The following is a 16921-nucleotide window of genomic DNA, read 5'->3' as shown; positions in this document are numbered from 1 at the left end:
TCCGAAAATACCTCGGGGGGTTCGGGGGGCTGGCCCCCTGACCGGTCGGCGCGCGCCAGCGCGGCGAAACTCTTTAACCCAACTTAACCCAACGCTTTTCCCAATCGCGGCAATCTCGCCCGCTTCATCAAGGCCCGCAACCCCAACGTCTCCCCCGACATCTCGCAAGCAACGCGGTGCACATCATGCACCACCTGCTCGACCGCCGCAGGTGTCTCCAGCCACAACCCCATCGCGAACTCGTCCGGACTGAGCCGCCGGACCCCCTCGAACGCCAATACCTGCCGTGGAAAATCCTTTGCGTTCAGCGTCACAAGGATATCCGCCGACCCCGCAATCGCGGCGGCCAGCACGTGAATGTCATTCTCGTCGGGCAGATGCAGCCGTGCCATGTCGCCATCGCGGGGCCGCACGGAGGCGTTGGGAAATTGCGCCTTCAGCACCGCCACTTCTCCCCGCGCTTGCACTTCCGCCTCCGGCCCCAGCTTCACCGTCGCGCGCGCCCATTCCTCCAGAATGCGGTCCGACCACAGCGGCTCATACAACCCCAGCCCCGCGCATCCCACCAGCACTTCGCGCAGCACCGTGGGGTAGATCACGCAGGCGTCGAGCAACGCGCGCATCAGTCGAGACGCAGGAAAATGGCCTTGAGATATCCGCTTTCGGCAAGCGCCGGATGCAACGGATGGTCCGCCCCGGCGGCTCCCGTATGGATAATCTGCGCCTCACGCCCCGCGCGGCCTACACCACGCAAGCTGGCTTGGCGGAACTTGGTCAAATCGGCCGCGTGGGAACAGGAGCACAGCACCAGATACCCGCCCGGCTTCACCAGCTTCGCCGCCATGGAGCCCACGCGACTATAGGCCGTCAGCCCGTTGGACAGGGCCTGTTTGTTCGGCGCAAAGGCGGGCGGGTCGGCAACCACCAGATCGAACAGCTCGCCCTCAGCGGCCAGCGCTTCCATTACCTTGAACGCCTCGCCCTTGCGGGTTTCGAACCGGTCCGCGACACCGGAGGCCTCGGCCCCCTTCTCGGCCAGCGCCAATGCAGGTTCCGAGCTATCGACGGCCAAAGCGTAGGATGCCCCTGCCGCCAGCGCGGCCAGCGAGAAGCCCCCCACATGTGAGAACACATCCAGCACACGCCCGCCCTTGTGCAGCTTCGCCGCCCATGCATGGTTGTCGCGCTGATCGAAGAACATGCCGGTTTTCTGCCCGCCTTCCACATCCGCCATATAGGTCGCGCCGTTCATCGGCACTTCGATCAGGCCTTCATGACCGCCGATCAGGGTTGTCGACACATCATCCAAGCCTTCCAATCCGCGAGCGCGGCCTGCGGCATTCTTGATAACAGTTGTGGCTCCGGTGACCTCGGAAAGCGCGGCAGCCAAAGCTTCGCTCGCCTTTTCGGCCCAAGCCGCGTTGGGCTGCATCACCAGCACATCGCCAAAGCGATCTACGATCACGCCGGGCAGGCCGTCGGCCTCCGCATGGATCAACCGGTAGAACGGCGCGTCGTACAGGTCCTCGCGCAAGGCCAGCGCGCGGTGCACGCGGACCAGCAGCCAATTCTGATCCAGCTCGGCGGCGGGGTCGCGATCCATGACACGGCAGATGATCTTGGACTCGGCATTGATGGTCACGACCGCAATGGAATCGCGGTCGCTGTCTTCCAACACCGCAAGCGAGCCCGGCTCCAGACGCCGCGTGCGGCGGTCGGTGACCAGCTCGTCGGCATACACCCAAGGGGCGCCGCCCCGGATGGTCTGGGCGTTGGCCTTCGGCTTCAGGCGAATGACGGGATAGGGTGAGGCGGAAAAAGGGGAGGATGTCATATCCTCCCCTTAGTCGGTATTCTCAGCGGGCGAAAGCCCGTCCGTGCGTTCGCGATTAGCGGGTCGGGCCGCGGGCGACGCCTTACGACGCCTCATCCGCCTGCGCCACGACGCGCATCTCCTGCCCGCCGTTGAAAGCCTGACGCATTACGCTCGCCAGATGGCTCTGGATGCGCACTTTCTGGGTCAGGCCCTTTCGCTCGGCGGCGAGGGCCTCATCGCCACCATAGGCTTTCAGATCAATCTCCATCTTGATCGGGCTATGCAAAGCCGCACCGGTGGCAGCGTCAACCACGGTCAGAGTGTATATAATGTTGTGCACACCGCCGATTGAATAGCGCGCCTTTTCGCTCAGCGAGTGGAAGCGATGCAGATTGACGTCAAAGAACACCCGCTGCGGCCCCTTCAGATGGGTCAGGCCCGCCGTCATTCCGTCATCGACGATTTTCGCCACCTGCGCGCGACGGTCCCCGAACGGATCTTCGCGCCAGACGATGTCCGCGACCGGATAGTATAGGTTGGCTTCCGACACGCTCAGATCTTCCGAGACATTCACCCGCACATCTGACAGCCGCCACTGGGCGCTAAGCGCCGTCAATTCGGCGGGCACCGCAGAAACGGGGTCGGCGGCATTGCCCGAAGAGCCGCCACCGACGGTGGCACACGCGCTCAATCCGGCAACCAAGGCAAGAGCGCCAATCAAATTGGTGAATTTCATCTTCTCGACCTTTCCAGCGCACGGGAATCGGGCGCGTATTTCCTAAGACTTGTAAGGTACTAGAATTGAAATCAGACCAAAACGAGAAAATCCCGGACCGCTTTAAGGGCGGAGCCGGGATTTTGGTCATTCGACGTGGCCCTGACAGCAGGCCTGACCGCCGAGATCAGGCGGTTTTGGAGCTTGCCGGCAGAGCGCTCGAGAACTTGGACACGATCCATGCACCAGCGGCTTTAAGCATCTGCGTGGTGTATTCTGCACGCATTTCGCGGGCTTTGCGTTCGATCTCTTCAAGGTCGATACGGGAGGTTTTCATTTCGGTCATTGCGATTTTCCTTCGGTGTTACGCGTTGCCTGACACATAGGCCGACCTTGCCGATCCCACACCACACAAAGCCGAAATGCTGCCATGCAGCAATTGCATAACGGCCCATAACCCTTTGACCCTAGGTTACTCTTCCCGCATGCCGGCAACCGCTGCCCGCGCGCCTGCCAGCATCCATGCATGCTCCGACCCCATGACAAATACGTTGAAGCCGTAGCCTTCCCACGCTTTCGCCGCATGCGCATTCGGCACCCAGGTCACATAGGCCACACCGGCCTTGCGGGCGGCCTCGCCCACCTTCGTCATCGCCGCTTTCAACTCGTCGTTGTCCACGGACGTGGCACCATAGGCCACCGACAAATCCGCAGGCCCGATGAACACGCCGTCCACGCCCTCTGCCCCCGCGATACCTGCGATATCCTCGACGCCTTCCGGCTCCTCGATCTGGGCAATCACGACGGTCTCCGTGCGCGACTGTTCCAATATTTCCGCCATGGGCCGTGTCGCGTAACCCGCCCAACGGGTCGAGCCCGCGAAGCCGCGCCCGCCATGGCCGAACCGCGCCGCCTTGGCAATCGCGCGCGCTTTCTCGGCGCTGTCCACATGCGGCACCACGATACCTACGGCCCCCGCATCCATCACTTTCAGAATGTCGTCCACCCCCCCTGACGGCACGCGCACCATCGTCGGGAAATCCAGCGCCCGCGCCACCGCAAGGCAGGCGTCCAGCCGCATCCGGTCCCAAGGGGCGTGTTCCGCGTCCAGACAGATGAAGTCGAGGCCGGACTTGGCGAGTATCTCCACAATCTCCACCGAAGGCGTCTTGACGAAGGTGCCCAGCAGGCGCTCCCCCGATGCCATCCGCGCTTTGAAATCCGCAAACCCCATGACCGTCCCCTAATGTTTCGCTCCGCAATCAATACCCCAAAAACCAACACTGGCAACCAAATCAGCCCCTGCTAAGTTGAGCGTCATGGTCTTGCAGTTCCAACCCGAGGGCATCTATTGCCCCGCAGGCGATTTCTACATCGACCCGTGGCGTCCAGTTTCCCGTGCGCTGATTACCCACGGCCATTCCGACCACGCCCGCTGGGGCCATGGCAGCTACCTTGCCACCGGGGCCGCCGCCCCCGTTATGCGCCTGCGTTTGGGCGACATCTCGCTTGATACCGTCGACTACGGCGAGACACGCCAGATCGGCGATGCCCGCGTGTCGTTTCACCCCGCAGGCCACGTCCCCGGCTCCGCCCAGATCCGCGTCGAGGTGGATGGCGAGGTCTGGGTCGCCTCCGGCGACTACAAAACCACCGATGACGGCTTTTCCGAGCCTTTCGAGCCGGTCGCCTGCCACGCCTTTATCACCGAAAGCACCTTCGGCCTGCCGGTGTTCAAGTGGGACGCCCAAGACGATGTCATCGCCCAGATCAATGCGTGGTGGGCGGGCAACAAGGCGGCGGGGCGGTTCTCCATCCTTGGCGCTTATGCCTTGGGAAAGGCGCAGCGCATCCTCGCAAATGTCGACACGTCTATTGGCCCGATCCTGACCCATGGCGCGATCGAGAACACCAACGAGGTGCTGCGCGCGCAAGGCTTGTCCCTGTCCGACACCATCCGCGTGACGCCCGACACCGACACGAAAGCCAACGCGGGCGCACTTGTCCTCGCCACGCCGTCGGGCATGAACTCCACATGGGTGCGCCGCTTCGGGCAGGCCTCTACCGCGTTTGCGTCGGGATGGATGTCGATGCGCGGCCACCGACGCCGCCGCTCCGCCGACCGCGGCTTCGTGATGAGTGACCACGCCGACTGGGACGGCCTGAACGCCGCGATCAAGGCCACAGGGGCGGAGCGCGTGTTCGTCACCCACGGCTACACGTCCCAGTTCGCCCGCTGGCTGAACGATCAGGGCTACGACGCGGGCGTGGTGGAAACCGAATACGAGGGCGAAAGCCTCGATGCGGCGGATGCAGAGGTCGTCGAGTGACGTCGCGCCGCCAAAAACTTTTCAACAGCTTCGCCCGCCATGTCGAGAAGCCGCTATTTGCCAAGATCAAGGATCAGCGCAAGCTTGCGCGGGTGTTCGACGTCCTCGCGGTCGGCGGAATGCGCCCGTTGCGGGGCACCAAACGCGCGTTCCTGCACATGCCGAACTTCTGCATCCGCCGGATGATCCCGAACACGGCGCGAGGCAACCTGCTGCTCTATTTCCACGGCGGCGGGTTCACCGTCGGCTCCTCCTACACCCACCGCTGGCTCGCCGCGCGCATCGCCGCTGGCATCGGGGCCGAGGCATGGCTGCCCAACTACCGCCTTGCGCCCGATCATCCCTATCCCGCCGCCCCCGACGATTGCATCGCCGCCTACAGGCTGGCCCTGACCTGCTTCGAGCCGGAGCGCATCGTGCTTGGCGGTGACAGCGCGGGCGGCACGCTGGTGCTTAACACCGTGACCCGCATCGCGGCCCTTGGCCTGCCCCAGCCCGCCGCACTGGCGCTGCTGTCGCCGTTGACCGATCTGGCGCATACCGGCCCCAGCCGCATAAAGTTCCGCGATACGGATATGCTGCTGCCCCACACATGGGTCACGCGCTGCATGCCCGCCTATCTGGCAGGCCGCGACCCCAAAGACCCCGACATCTCCCCCGCCTATGCGGACCTGTCCATGGCTCCGCCCGCCGCTCTGCATGTAGCCGAGGGAGAGGTGCTCTATGACGACGCCGCGCATCTGGCGGAGACCCTGCCTGACGTCGATTTCCAGACATGGGACAACGTCCCCCATGTCTGGCAACTTGCCGCCGGATGGACGCCCGAGGCCGATGCATCCGTCCTGCATCTGGTGCAAAAGCTGCGGGTGCACCTGCCATGAAGCGCTTCGCCGATCTGTTCACCGCACTGGACCAGACCACCAAGACCAACGCCAAGGTGGCCGCCCTCGCCGCCTATTTCCGCGACGCCCCTGACAGTGACCGCCTCTGGACCATTGCGCTCTTGTCCGGTCGCCGCCCCAAGCGCGGCGTGACCACCACGCTGTTGCGCGAATGGGCCGCCGAGGTCGCGGACATCCCCCTGTGGTTGTTCGAGGAATGCTACCCCATCGTCGGAGACCTGTCCGAGACCATCGCCCTTGTCCTGCCCCCCGCCACCGGCAGCAGCGACCGCACCCTGACAGATTGGCTGGAAACCGTCCGCGACTTGGGCACGCTGGACATGGACACCAAGAAGCAAACCGTTCTGGACGCGTGGGCCACCCTGCCGCCCATCGAACGCTTCCTGTTCAACAAACTGATCACCGGCGGCTTGCGCATCGGGGTGTCGCAAAAGCTGATGACGCGTGCGCTGGCACAGGCCACCGAGATCGAGGAAGCCACCCTCGCCCACCGCCTGATGGGCGACTGGACGCCCGCCACGACCACGTTTCACGACCTGATCGAGGCGCACGACCCCGAGGCAGACGCCTCCAAACCCTATCCGTTCTACCTCGCTTACCAACTCGAGGATCTGGACGCCCTCGGCCCTCCCGCCGATTGGCGTGCAGAGCGCAAATGGGACGGCATCCGCGGGCAGTTGATTATCCGCCAACGCCAGCCCTATCTGTGGTCGCGCGGCGAGGAGCTGATCACCGACCGCTTCCCCGAATTCGCCATCGCTCCCGACTTCATCGCCGACGGCACCGTGTTCGACGGGGAGCTTCTGGCATGGGACCACGCCGCCGACGCGCCGCAAAACTTCAATGCCCTGCAAAAACGCATCGGGCGCAAGACCGTGCCGAAAAAGCTGCTGAAAGACGCGCCGGTGATCCTCTACGCCTATGACCTGCTGGAATATGGTGGAGAGGACCTGCGAACGTTGCCTCTGGACCAACGCCGCGCGCGGCTCTCGACCCTGATCGACGCGCTGCCCCCCGACGCGCCCCTGCGCCTGTCCGCGCAATTGCCGTTCCAGACATGGGACGACCTTGCCAAAATCCGCGCCACCTCCCGCGACCATGCCGCCGAGGGGCTGATGCTCAAGCGCGGCGACAGCCCCTATCTGGCAGGCCGCAAAAAGGGCGACTGGTGGAAATGGAAGGTCGACCCGCTGACCATCGACGCGGTGATGATCTATGCGCAGGCGGGCTCCGGACGCCGCGCGGGCCTTTATACCGACTTCACCTTCGCGGTGTGGAACGGCAACGAGTTGACCCCCTTCACCAAGGCTTATTCGGGCCTGACTGATGCCGAATTCCGCAAGATCACGGCTTGGGTCAAGAAGAACACCCTGCAACGTTTCGGCCCCGTGCGGCAGGTCACGCCAGAGCATGTGTTCGAAATCGCCTTCGAGGGCATTCAAGCCTCCCCCCGCCACAAATCCGGCGTCGCCCTGCGCTTCCCGCGGATGCTGCGCTGGCGGCACGACAAGCCGGTGCAAGAGGCCAACACACTGGAAGACTTGAAGGCGATGCTGGAGACCTATGGCTGACGCTACGTTTTTGTTGCGCAGGCGCGGCGGCTGGCCAAACTGACGCGAACGTCACCCTGCCGGAGCCACCCCATGACAACCCATCTCGACACCCTGACCGCCCTGCTGCACGAAAAAGCCAAAGGCGCGATCAAAGGCACTGCCAAGCTGGTGATCGCCGACCAAGGCTCCGTAGTGTTGTCGGAAGACGGCGCGGTGCAATCCGACGCAGACGCCGACGTCACCCTGAAGGCGACGGAGGCCGTGTTCCGCGCGATCCTCAGCGGCGATCAGAACCCGATCACCGCCGTGATGACCGGCAAGCTGAAGGTGGATGGCAACCAGATGCGCGCGCTGAAGGTCAGCGAAATCCTGACCTCCTAGGCCGACTTCAGCACCTGAGGTCGCTCCCCCTCAGCCCATGCGCGGGCGGCCGCGCCGAAGGCCTCAAACAACACCCGCGACACAGGGTCGTGGGCCGCGCGGTATTCGGGGTGCCACTGCACCGCCAGGCTGAATCCCGGCGCATCCTTGATATAGGTCGCCTCCGGCGTGCCGTCAGGGGCCAGCCCGTCGATCACCACACGCTCGCCAGCGGTCTTGATGCCTTGCCCGTGCAGCGTGTTGGTCATCACCTCCCGCGCACCCATCAGACGGTGAAACGGCCCGCCTTCGGTGAAGGTCACGGAGTGGCGCAGCTCGAACTTTTCCTCCAGCGTGCCATCGGGTGGCATCCGGTGGTTCATCCGCCCCGGCAGGTCGCGTATCTCGGGGTAGAGCGTCCCGCCCATCGCGACGTTCACCTCCTGAAACCCGCGACACACGCCGAATATCGGCTGCCCCCGCTCGATACAGGCGCGGATCAGCGGCAGCGCGATGCGGTCGCGACCCCGATCAAACGCGCCGTGGGCCTCGGTCTCGTCCTCGCCATATTCCTCGGGATGCACGTTGGGACGCCCCCCCGTCAGCAGGAAGCCGTCACAGGTCTCCAACAGGTCGGCGACGTCGATTAGCGACGGACAGGACGGCACGATCATCGGCAACGCGCCGGACACTTCGGCCACCGCCTCGCAATTCATCCGCCCCGCCGCGAGGGCGGGATATTGGTCGTTGATCAGGTAGGAGTTGCCGATAATACCGATAACCGGACGCGTCATGTCTCACACTCTCCACAAAGTAAGTGCAAGCGTTCTACCCCATCTCGGCGGCCCGGTATAGCCACTCCACCGCACAGCCGCTCTGCACAGCGGCAGAACCACCCCGCCCCATCATTGCTTCGAAAATACCTCGGGGTGTGGGGCAGAGCCCCACTAAAATCGGGGGTGCGGGGGCAGCGCCCCCGCGGATCGATACGCCGAAGGCGTGGCGAAATCAGCTGGCTTTCAGCTCCAGACGCCGCGCATGCAGGACCGGTTCGGTATAGCCCGACGGCTGCTCGCGGCCCTTGAACACCAGATCGCAGGCCGCCTTGAACGCAATCCCGTCGAAATCCGGTGCCATGTTGCGATAGGCCGGATCGCCCGCGTTCTGCTTGTCCACCACGGCGGCCATCTTCTTCATCGCGCCCATCACCGCCTCTTCCGAGACGACGCCATGCAGCAACCAGTTGGCCAGCGCCTGGCTGGAAATCCGGCAGGTCGCGCGATCTTCCATCAGACCCACATCGTTGATGTCAGGCACTTTGGAGCAGCCGACGCCCTGATCAATCCAGCGCACCACATAGCCAAGGATGCCTTGGGCGTTGTTCTCGACCTCACGCATGATTTGCTCGTCCGTCCACATCTGATAGGTCGCCAGCGGAATATCCAAAATGGTCTCCACATGCGCGCGGCGCCCGCCTGCTTTCAGCTTCTCCTGAACCGCGAACACGTCGATCTTGTGGTAGTGCAGCGCGTGCAGGGTTGCGGCGGTCGGCGACGGCACCCAGGCGCAATTGGCACCGGCTTTGGGGTGCTCGATCTTCTGTTCCAGCATCGCGGCCATCTGGTCGGGGATTGCCCACATGCCCTTGCCAATCTGGGCGCGGCCCGACAGGCCGCATTCCAGACCGATATCGACGTTGCGGTTCTCGTAGCCGCCGATCCAGGCCTTGCGCTTGATGAAATCCTTGCGCGAGAACGCCCCCGCCTCCATCGAGGTGTGGATCTCGTCCCCGGTGCGATCAAGGAAGCCGGTATTGATAAACGCCACGCGCGATTTGGCGGCAAAGATGCACTGCTTGAGGTTGACCGACGTGCGGCGCTCCTCGTCCATGATGCCCAGCTTCACGGTATTGGCAGGCAGGCCCAGAACCTTCTCCACGCGGGTGAAAATCTCGTCCGCAAAAGCCACCTCTTCCGGCCCGTGCATCTTCGGCTTCACCACATAGACCGACCCGTGATGCGAATTGCGCATACCTTCGGTTTTTTGCAAATCATGCATGGCGATCAGCGTGGTCACCATGGCGTCCATCAGCCCCTCGTAGACCTCGCCACCATCGCGGTCGAGCACGGCGGGGTTGGTCATCAGGTGGCCCACATTGCGCACCAACATCAGTGCGCGGCCCTTGACCACCAACTCGCCGCCGTCCGGCGCGGTGTAGGCCATGTCGTCGTGCAGCTTGCGGGTGATGGTCTTGCCGCCCTTCTCCACGTTTTCCTGCAAGTCGCCCTGCATCAGGCCCAGCCAGTTGGAATAGGCCTGCACCTTGTCCTCGGCATCCACGCAGGCAACGGAATCCTCGCAATCCATGATCGCGGATACGGCGCTTTCCAGCCGCACATCGGCAAGGCCCGCCTGATCGTGCTTGCCGATGAAATGCGAGCGGTCAAAGACCAGCTCCACATGCAGCCCGTGGTTGCGCAGCAGCACTGCGTCGGGGTTGCCTGCATCACCCTTGTAGCCCACGAACTTGGACGGGTCCGCCAGCTTCTTGCCGTCTGCCAGCAACGCGCCATCGCGCACTTCGTAGCTTTTCACGTCGGCGTGGCTGGTGCCTTCCAGCGGGAAAGCCTCGTCCAGAAACACCCGCACACGAGCCACCACACGAGAGCCACGGCCCTTGTCGTAGCCACCTTTCGGCGGCAGCGTTCCCATGGCGTCGGTGCCGTAGAACCCGTCATAGAGGCTGCCCCAGCGGGCATTGGCGGCGTTCAGCGCGTAGCGGGCATTGGTGATCGGCACCACCAGTTGCGGGCCGGGGACAGAAGCGATCTCGGGGTCCACATTGGCCGTGTCGATCTGGAAGTCCCCGCCTTCGGGCAGCAGGTAGCCGATTTTGCTCAAGAACGCCTTATAGGCGGCGTGGTCATGCGGCTTGTCACGGTGCTCGATATGCCACGCGTCGATCTGCGTTTGCAGCGACTCGCGCTTGTCGAGCAGCGCCTTGTTTTTCGGTCCCAGCTCATGCGCGATGTCGGAGAAGCCTTTCCAGAAGTCATCCGCGTCCACACCAGTGCCCGGAAGCGCCTTGGTCTCGATGAACTCGGCCAATTGGCTGTCCACCTGCAATCCGTGCTTGTCTATGCGCGTGACGGAGGTCTCGGTCATCTCAAAGGTCCTTTTCGCTGGCTGGATGCGCGTCTGAATACAATCGTATGCTGTCTAGGAAAAAAGTTTCCGATAGGCAACACGCTTGGTCAGGTCGAATTGTCACCTTTTCGCCGTTCACTGCGGCATTTGTCAGAGCAATACCGCACCTCATCCCAGACCGCGGCCCACTTCTTGCGCCACGCGAAGGGCCTGCCGCAGGTGGCGCAGCTTTTCACCGGCAGGTCTGATTTTTTCCGCATTCGGGCCATATCCGGCACCCTGACAATAAAAAACCGGCCTGCCAATGGCAGACCGGTCTGCGGTCTGTTCGAAATTCGAGGGGACTATTCCGGTTCGACCACAGTTTCTGCGCCAGTGCGTCCATCAACCTGGACGTCCGCGCCTTCCGGCTCACCACCTTGGTAGACGAGCCAGCCAATCAGGATGAGCAGCAGGACACCGGCGAACATCAACACGCCAGCTATCCCGCCAAGCGGTCCTGCATGGCGTTTTTTCTGTTTTTCCAAATTCGTGTTCGGTGAGGACATTTCTGCGCTCCTTCCTGCGTAAAAGTGAAGCCGTCGCAATGCGGTTGCGCGGCTCCCGTCACAGACCTAACGTGCCAGCGCGACATAAGTTCCCTGATTTGTCGAACGGAGCCCCCATGAAAGACGCCAGCCCTGCCAACGCCCCTTTGGAAATCTTCCTCAGCGACTACACCCCGCCCGCCTATCTGGTCGACACGGTGGAGCTGGTATTCAAGTTGCATCCCACGGCAACGCGGGTGATTTCCAAGATCGCCTTCCGGCCCAATCCCGAGGCGATGGACCGGACGTTTTACCTGCATGGCGAGCAGCTCAAGCTGATCTGGGCGAAGATCGACGGCAAGGACGCGCAGGCGAAAGTCACCGATCTGGGCCTGACCGCGCAGGCCCCCGACGCACCATTCATCTTCGAGGCGGAAGTGGAAATCAGCCCGCAGACCAATACCGCGCTGGAGGGGCTTTATATGTCGAATGGCATGTATTGCACCCAATGCGAGGCCGAGGGTTTCCGCAAGATCACCTACTACCCCGACCGCCCCGACGTGATGGGCGTCTTCACCGTGACCATTGAAGGCGACGAGAAGGTCAAGCTGTCCAACGGCAATGACCTTGGCGGCGGCAAGTGGCACGATCCATGGCCCAAACCCGCATACCTGTTCGCGCTGGTCGCGGGCGATCTGGTCAACCATCCCGACACGTTCACCACGATGTCCGGCAAGGAGGTGGAATTGAACATCTGGGTGCGCAAAGGTGATCTGAACAAATGCGCGTTCGGCATGGATGCGCTGAAACGCTCGATGAAATGGGACGAGGAGGTTTATGGCCGCGAATACGACCTCGATCTGTTCAATATCGTCGCCGTGGACGACTTCAACATGGGCGCGATGGAAAACAAGGGCTTGAACATTTTCAACTCTTCCGCCGTTCTGGCGTCGCCCGAGACGTCCACAGATGCAAATTTCGAACGTATCGAAGCAATCATCGCCCATGAGTATTTCCACAACTGGACCGGCAACCGCATCACCTGCCGCGACTGGTTCCAGCTGTGCCTGAAGGAAGGCTTGACCGTCTATCGCGACAGCCAGTTCACCGCCGATGAACGTTCCCCCGCCGTCAAGCGTATCGAGGACGTCATCGCCCTGCGCGCGCGGCAATTCCGCGAGGATAACGGGCCGCTGGCGCATCCGGTCCGGCCAGAAAGCTTCGTCGAGATCAACAACTTCTACACCGCCACCGTCTACGAGAAGGGTGCCGAGGTTATCGGTATGCTCAAAACCTTGATCGGGGACGAGGATTACTACAAAGGGTGCGACCTGTATTTCACCCGCCACGACGGGCAGGCCTGCACGATCGAGGACTGGCTGGCCTGTTTCGAGGAAGTCACCGGCCGCGATCTGACCCAGTTCAAGCTGTGGTATTCCCAAGCAGGCACGCCGCGCGTAGGGGTAAAAGAGGCTTGGAAAGACGGCACTTACACGCTGACCTTCACGCAGCACACGCCCCCCACACCGGGGCAGGACACCAAAGACCCCAAGGTGATCCCCATCGCCGTGGGGCTGCTCAACGACGCAGGCGAGGAGGTCCACGCGACCCGCATCTGCGAGGTCACCGACGAGGTCCACGCCTTCCGCTTCACCGGATTGGACGCCAAGCCGGTCCCGTCGATCAATCGCGGCTTCTCCGCCCCGATCATTCTGGAGCAGGATCAAGACAATGCCACCCGCGCCTTCCTGCTGGCGAACGACACCGACCCGTTCAACAAATGGGAAGCGGGCCGCGCGCTGGCTCGCGACGTGATGATCCGAATGGTGACCGAGGACGCGACGCCCGATCAGGCGTATCTGGACGCGCTGCTGGCCGTGGCCCGCGACGACACGCTGGACCCGGCCTTCAAGGCGCTGGTGTTCTCCACCCCGTCCGCCGACGACATTGCGCAAGCGCTGTTTGACGGCGGCGTGACACCCGACCCGACGAAAATCTACCACGTCACGCAGACCCTGCGCCAATCCGTCGCCCACGCAATGCAGGACACCCTGCCCCGCATCTATGCGGAAATGCAGGTGGACGGCCCGTTTTCACCTGACGCCGAAGCCGCTGGCAAACGCGCGTGGGGCAATGTCGCGCTGTCCTTGCTGACCCGTCTGGACGGCGGCGCACAAGCCCGCGCGCAATTCGAGAGTGCGGACAACATGACCCAGCAACTCTCCGCGCTTGGGGCGCTCTTGCGGGCGGAGGTGGGCGAGGACGCCAGCAAAGCCTTCTACGAGCAATGGAAAGACGACCGGCTGGTGATCGACAAATGGTTCTCCATGCAGGTTACCTACGCCAAGCTCGCCGCCGCACCCGCGACGGCTAAGGCGCTGACCAACCACCCCGACTTCGACATGACCAATCCTAACCGCTTCCGCGCGGTGTTCGGGGCGCTGGCGGGCAATACGGCGGGGTTCCATTCACCCGACGGATCGGGCTACGCGCTGCTGGCCGACTGGTTGATCAAGCTCGACGCCAAGAACCCTCAAACCGCCGCCCGCATGTCCACCGCCTTCGAAACGTGGAAACGCTACGACGCGGACCGTCAAGGCATGATGCGCGAGGCGCTGGAGCGAATGAAGGCGGCCCCGAACCTCAGCGGCGATCTGTTGGAGATGGTCACCAGAATTCTGAACGCGTAACAGTCATGGTTTAGCCCAAATCCGCACTATAAAGGACGGGCAATAACAGCGAGTCGATCTCTATGCCTATACTTATCGCCATCATCGGGGCCTTGGGTGCCGCCGCCTACTGGTACTTCCGCATGCGCGATATCGGCGTTGCGGGCCGCGATCTGGTCAACGTCGCCAATGACGTGCGCCTTGCAGCCCGCCGCTTCGGGTTCTCGCGCCGCTCCAACACCCATCCGGCGGAAAGCATCGAGGACCCCAAGGTCGCCATCGGCGGGCTGGCGGTGGCGTTTCTGGAACTGGACGACCTGCCGTCTCAGGACGCCCGCATCGCCATGACGCGCGAATTGCAGCGGGCCGCCAATGTCAGCCTTGAGGATGCGGAGGAGTTGGTGATCCTCGGTCGCTGGCTTATGAGCGAATGTGGCGGAGCGGAGCCCGCAATCAGCCGCCTGTCGCGCAAGCTCTACAAACTGGGCGGGGGCGAGCAGCTTGGCCCGCTGATGCAGGTGTTGAACGCAATCGGCACCGCTGGCGACGGTGCACTGTCAGAGCGGCAGCGCGGCGCGCTTGATGATATCAAGTATGCGTTCAAGCTCTGAGACGGACGCTGAGTCGCCCAAGCCCAAAAGTTAACCCTAGAGAACCAAACGAGATTCGGGGACGTGCAACCCGCGCCGATCTGTGACATGCTGCATCGCAGCACAGTATATGGACGGATAACGGCATGTCAGGCACGGCGATCACGATAGCACAGCAAAAAGGCGGCAGCGGCAAAACCACGCTGACGGCCAATCTGGCCGTGGCCTTCACCAAGCTCGGCAAGCGGGTGGCAATCATAGACACCGACCCGCAAGGCAGCCTTGGCCGTTGGTTCATGGCACGATGCGAAGCGTTGGAGGACCCAGGTATGGAGTTCTCGACCGCGTCGGCCTGGGGGATCGAATACGAGGTCGGCAAGATGCTGGGCGACGTCGATCTCGTGCTGGTCGACACCCCGCCGAAAGCCGACAGCGATCTGCGCCCCGCCCTGCGCAAAGCCGCGTTGACGCTGGTGCCGGTGGCAACCAGCCATGTGGACCTGTGGGCGACCGAAGGCGTGCTGGATCTGGCGCGGCGCGAGAATACGCCTGCGTTGATGGTTTTGAACCGCACCCGCGCCGGAACCCGGCTGGGCCGCGACATTGCCGAAGAGGCCGCAAAGATCGACGCCGGACTGGCGGAGGCGAGCCTTGCCAACCGCGTCGCCTATGCCGAGACCTTCGGCCAAGGTCGCGCGGTGATGGATGGCCCCGCCAAAAGCCCCGCCGCGCTGGAAGTCGCGGCACTGGCCGAAGAAGTGCTGGCCCACCTGTCCCGACAGGACTGATTGGGGGGCCGCCCCGCCCTACTGCGCGCGCCGCCATAAATCCGCCAGATTTCGACGATTGAACGCGCGTAACATATCGCACAAGGAGACGCTTCCATGGCCCGTGAAACCAAAACAGTGCTGATCACCGGCGCAAGTTCCGGCATCGGGGCGGCGACCGCCGTTCTAGCCTCAAAAAGCGGTTATGACGTGGGCATCCATTTCAACACGGACCTGAAAGGCGCACAGCTTGTGGCGCAGATGTGCGAGCAGGAAGGCGCGATCACCCACACGTTTCAGGGTGATTTGTCGATAGAGGAGGACGTCGAGCGCGTCTTCGTAGAGTTCGACGCCGCCTTCCCGCAAATGGACGCGCTGGTCAACAATGCGGGCATCGTGGACAAGCCACAGCGGGTTGAGGAGATGTCCTACGAACGCCTGCGCCGCATGGTGGACGTGAACCTGATCGGGGCGATGATGGTGGCTCAGCAGGGCGTCTTGCGCATGTCCAAAGCGTTTGGCGGCGATGGGGGCGTGATCGTCAATACCAGCTCTGCCGCGGCGCGGCTGGGCTCGGCGGGGCAATATGTGGACTATGCCGCGACGAAGGCGGGCATCGACATCTTCACCAAAGGATTAAGCGACGAGGTCGCGCCGGACGGTGTGCGCGTAGTGGCAATCCGCCCCGGATTGATCGAAACCGCAATCCACGCCAAGGGCGGCCTGCCCGACCGCTGCGATGATCTGGCCGACACCGTGCCGATGAAGCGCCCCGGCGAGGCGGAGGAATGCGCCCATGCCATCCTGTTCCTGATGGGCGAAGGGGCCAGCTACATTACCGGCACGACGCTGGATGTCACCGGCGGGCGTTAATTAATTTCGAAACCGGTGGAACTCACAGGCAGGGCACCCGTTGTATTCGCAGACCCAATGCGAATGCAAAGGAGCACAACATGCCAAAGATCGACACATCGAAAATCCTGATCCTCTCGACCGACGGGTTTGAGCAGTCCGAACTGGAATTCCCCCGCGACCAGCTGCGCGCCAAGGGCGCGACGGTTCATGTCGCGACGCCGGACGGCGAAAACATCAAGGGCTGGGAAGGTGACGGCTGGGGCCGTGAGGCCGAAGCCGACCTGTCCATCGCAGACGTCAAGATCGAGGACTATGACTGCCTTGTTCTGCCCGGCGGGCAAATCAACCCCGACCTTCTGCGTGTGAACAAGGACGCGGTAGAGCTGGTGCGCGGCTTCGTCAAACATGACAAGATCGTCGCCGCAATCTGCCACGCGCCATGGCTGCTGATCGAAGCAGGCGTCGCCGAAGGCCGCGAGATGACCAGCTACCATTCCATCCGCACCGACCTGAAGAATGCGGGGGCAAATGTCGTCGACAAGGAGGTCGCGATTTCCAACGGTATCATTACCTCCCGCAGTCCCGAAGACCTCAAGGCTTTCGTCTCGAAGATCGTCGAGGAGGTCGAAGAAGGCGAGCACGAACGCTCCGCCGCCTGAGACCCGACACGTTCTAAACCTCTTCCTCCCC

General features: G+C 62.9%; 18 protein-coding genes. 9 read left to right on the top strand and 9 right to left on the bottom strand.

Going from position 1 to position 16921, the window contains the following annotated elements; all coding sequences use genetic code 11:
- Positions 1–83 precede the first annotated feature (83 nt).
- The 5 genes from THALAR_RS11900 to THALAR_RS11885 all read right to left on the bottom strand — a co-directional run bounded on the left by THALAR_RS11900 (position 84) and on the right by THALAR_RS11885 (position 3765).
- A complete protein-coding gene (locus THALAR_RS11900) occupies positions 84–623 on the bottom strand; it encodes an RSP_2648 family PIN domain-containing protein (protein WP_021101816.1) in 540 nt (179 codons plus the stop codon).
- Positions 623–1834 carry an RSP_2647 family RNA methyltransferase gene (locus THALAR_RS11895; protein WP_021101815.1) on the bottom strand — a complete coding sequence of 404 codons (1212 nt, stop codon included), beginning with the start codon at positions 1832–1834 and terminating at the stop codon, positions 623–625. The genes THALAR_RS11900 and THALAR_RS11895 overlap by 1 nt, the downstream gene beginning before the upstream one ends.
- An 82-nt stretch (positions 1835–1916) precedes the next feature.
- Positions 1917–2552, bottom strand: a complete 636-nt coding sequence (locus tag THALAR_RS11890) for a DUF6778 family protein (protein ID WP_021101814.1) — start codon at positions 2550–2552, stop codon at positions 1917–1919.
- Between the two features lie 166 nt (positions 2553–2718).
- The gene (locus THALAR_RS18455; RefSeq protein ID WP_021101813.1) at positions 2719–2877 is read right to left on the bottom strand and encodes an RSP_7527 family protein; all 159 of its coding nucleotides are present in this window, start codon (positions 2875–2877) and stop codon (positions 2719–2721) included.
- A 126-nt stretch (positions 2878–3003) separates the two neighbouring features.
- Positions 3004–3765 (bottom strand): HpcH/HpaI aldolase family protein, encoded by a 762-nt coding sequence (locus THALAR_RS11885; protein WP_021101812.1) that lies wholly within the window; start codon positions 3763–3765, stop codon positions 3004–3006.
- A gap of 85 nt (positions 3766–3850) precedes the next feature.
- Between THALAR_RS11885 and THALAR_RS11880 the strand changes: the two genes are divergently transcribed.
- The 4 genes from THALAR_RS11880 to THALAR_RS11865 all read left to right on the top strand — a co-directional run bounded on the left by THALAR_RS11880 (position 3851) and on the right by THALAR_RS11865 (position 7697).
- Entirely contained in the window at positions 3851–4861 is a 1011-nt protein-coding gene (locus THALAR_RS11880) for a ligase-associated DNA damage response exonuclease (RefSeq protein WP_021101811.1), read from the top strand.
- Positions 4858–5742: an alpha/beta hydrolase gene (locus tag THALAR_RS11875; RefSeq protein WP_021101810.1), complete on the top strand. Its 885-nt coding sequence runs from the start codon at positions 4858–4860 to the stop codon at positions 5740–5742. The genes THALAR_RS11880 and THALAR_RS11875 overlap by 4 nt, the downstream gene beginning before the upstream one ends.
- Positions 5739–7334, top strand: coding sequence for an ATP-dependent DNA ligase (locus THALAR_RS11870; RefSeq protein WP_021101809.1), 1596 nt, complete (start codon positions 5739–5741; stop codon positions 7332–7334). Before THALAR_RS11875 ends, THALAR_RS11870 begins: the two co-directional genes overlap by 4 nt.
- A 72-nt stretch (positions 7335–7406) precedes the next feature.
- Positions 7407–7697, top strand: coding sequence for an SCP2 sterol-binding domain-containing protein (locus THALAR_RS11865; RefSeq protein WP_021101808.1), 291 nt, complete (start codon positions 7407–7409; stop codon positions 7695–7697).
- Here THALAR_RS11865 and THALAR_RS11860 read toward each other — a convergent pair.
- The 4 genes from THALAR_RS11860 to THALAR_RS11850 all read right to left on the bottom strand — a co-directional run bounded on the left by THALAR_RS11860 (position 7694) and on the right by THALAR_RS11850 (position 11371).
- Positions 7694–8470, bottom strand: coding sequence for a gamma-glutamyl-gamma-aminobutyrate hydrolase family protein (locus THALAR_RS11860; RefSeq protein ID WP_021101807.1), 777 nt, complete (start codon positions 8468–8470; stop codon positions 7694–7696). The two genes, THALAR_RS11865 and THALAR_RS11860, sit on opposite strands and share 4 nt — an antisense overlap.
- A 214-nt stretch (positions 8471–8684) precedes the next feature.
- Complete coding sequence (locus tag THALAR_RS11855) at positions 8685–10841, bottom strand: malate synthase G (protein ID WP_021101806.1); 2157 nt, start codon at positions 10839–10841, stop codon at positions 8685–8687.
- Positions 10842–10930: 89 nt separating this feature from the next.
- Positions 10931–11092, bottom strand: a complete 162-nt coding sequence (locus THALAR_RS18140; protein ID WP_021101805.1) for a DUF2256 domain-containing protein — start codon at positions 11090–11092, stop codon at positions 10931–10933.
- A gap of 75 nt (positions 11093–11167) precedes the next feature.
- Positions 11168–11371: a hypothetical protein gene (locus tag THALAR_RS11850; protein ID WP_040818468.1), complete on the bottom strand. Its 204-nt coding sequence runs from the start codon at positions 11369–11371 to the stop codon at positions 11168–11170.
- Positions 11372–11487: 116 nt separating this feature from the next.
- Between THALAR_RS11850 and pepN the strand changes: the two genes are divergently transcribed.
- From pepN to THALAR_RS11825, 5 genes are all read left to right on the top strand, one after another.
- Positions 11488–14040, top strand: coding sequence for an aminopeptidase N (gene pepN, locus THALAR_RS11845; RefSeq protein WP_021101802.1), 2553 nt, complete (start codon positions 11488–11490; stop codon positions 14038–14040).
- 62 nt (positions 14041–14102) lie between these two features.
- Positions 14103–14630: a hypothetical protein gene (locus tag THALAR_RS11840; protein WP_021101801.1), complete on the top strand. Its 528-nt coding sequence runs from the start codon at positions 14103–14105 to the stop codon at positions 14628–14630.
- Between the two features lie 125 nt (positions 14631–14755).
- Positions 14756–15397, top strand: coding sequence for a ParA family partition ATPase (gene parA / locus THALAR_RS11835; RefSeq protein ID WP_021101800.1), 642 nt, complete (start codon positions 14756–14758; stop codon positions 15395–15397).
- Positions 15398–15493: 96 nt separating this feature from the next.
- Positions 15494–16249, top strand: coding sequence for an SDR family oxidoreductase (locus THALAR_RS11830; RefSeq protein WP_021101799.1), 756 nt, complete (start codon positions 15494–15496; stop codon positions 16247–16249).
- 80 nt (positions 16250–16329) lie between these two features.
- A complete protein-coding gene (locus THALAR_RS11825) occupies positions 16330–16890 on the top strand; it encodes a type 1 glutamine amidotransferase domain-containing protein (RefSeq protein WP_021101798.1) in 561 nt (186 codons plus the stop codon).
- Positions 16891–16921: the final 31 nt, after the last annotated feature.

It is taken from the genome of Litoreibacter arenae DSM 19593, assembly GCF_000442275.2.
Lineage (GTDB): Bacteria > Pseudomonadota > Alphaproteobacteria > Rhodobacterales > Rhodobacteraceae > Litoreibacter > Litoreibacter arenae.
This window is presented reverse-complemented; position numbering and strand designations above follow the sequence as displayed.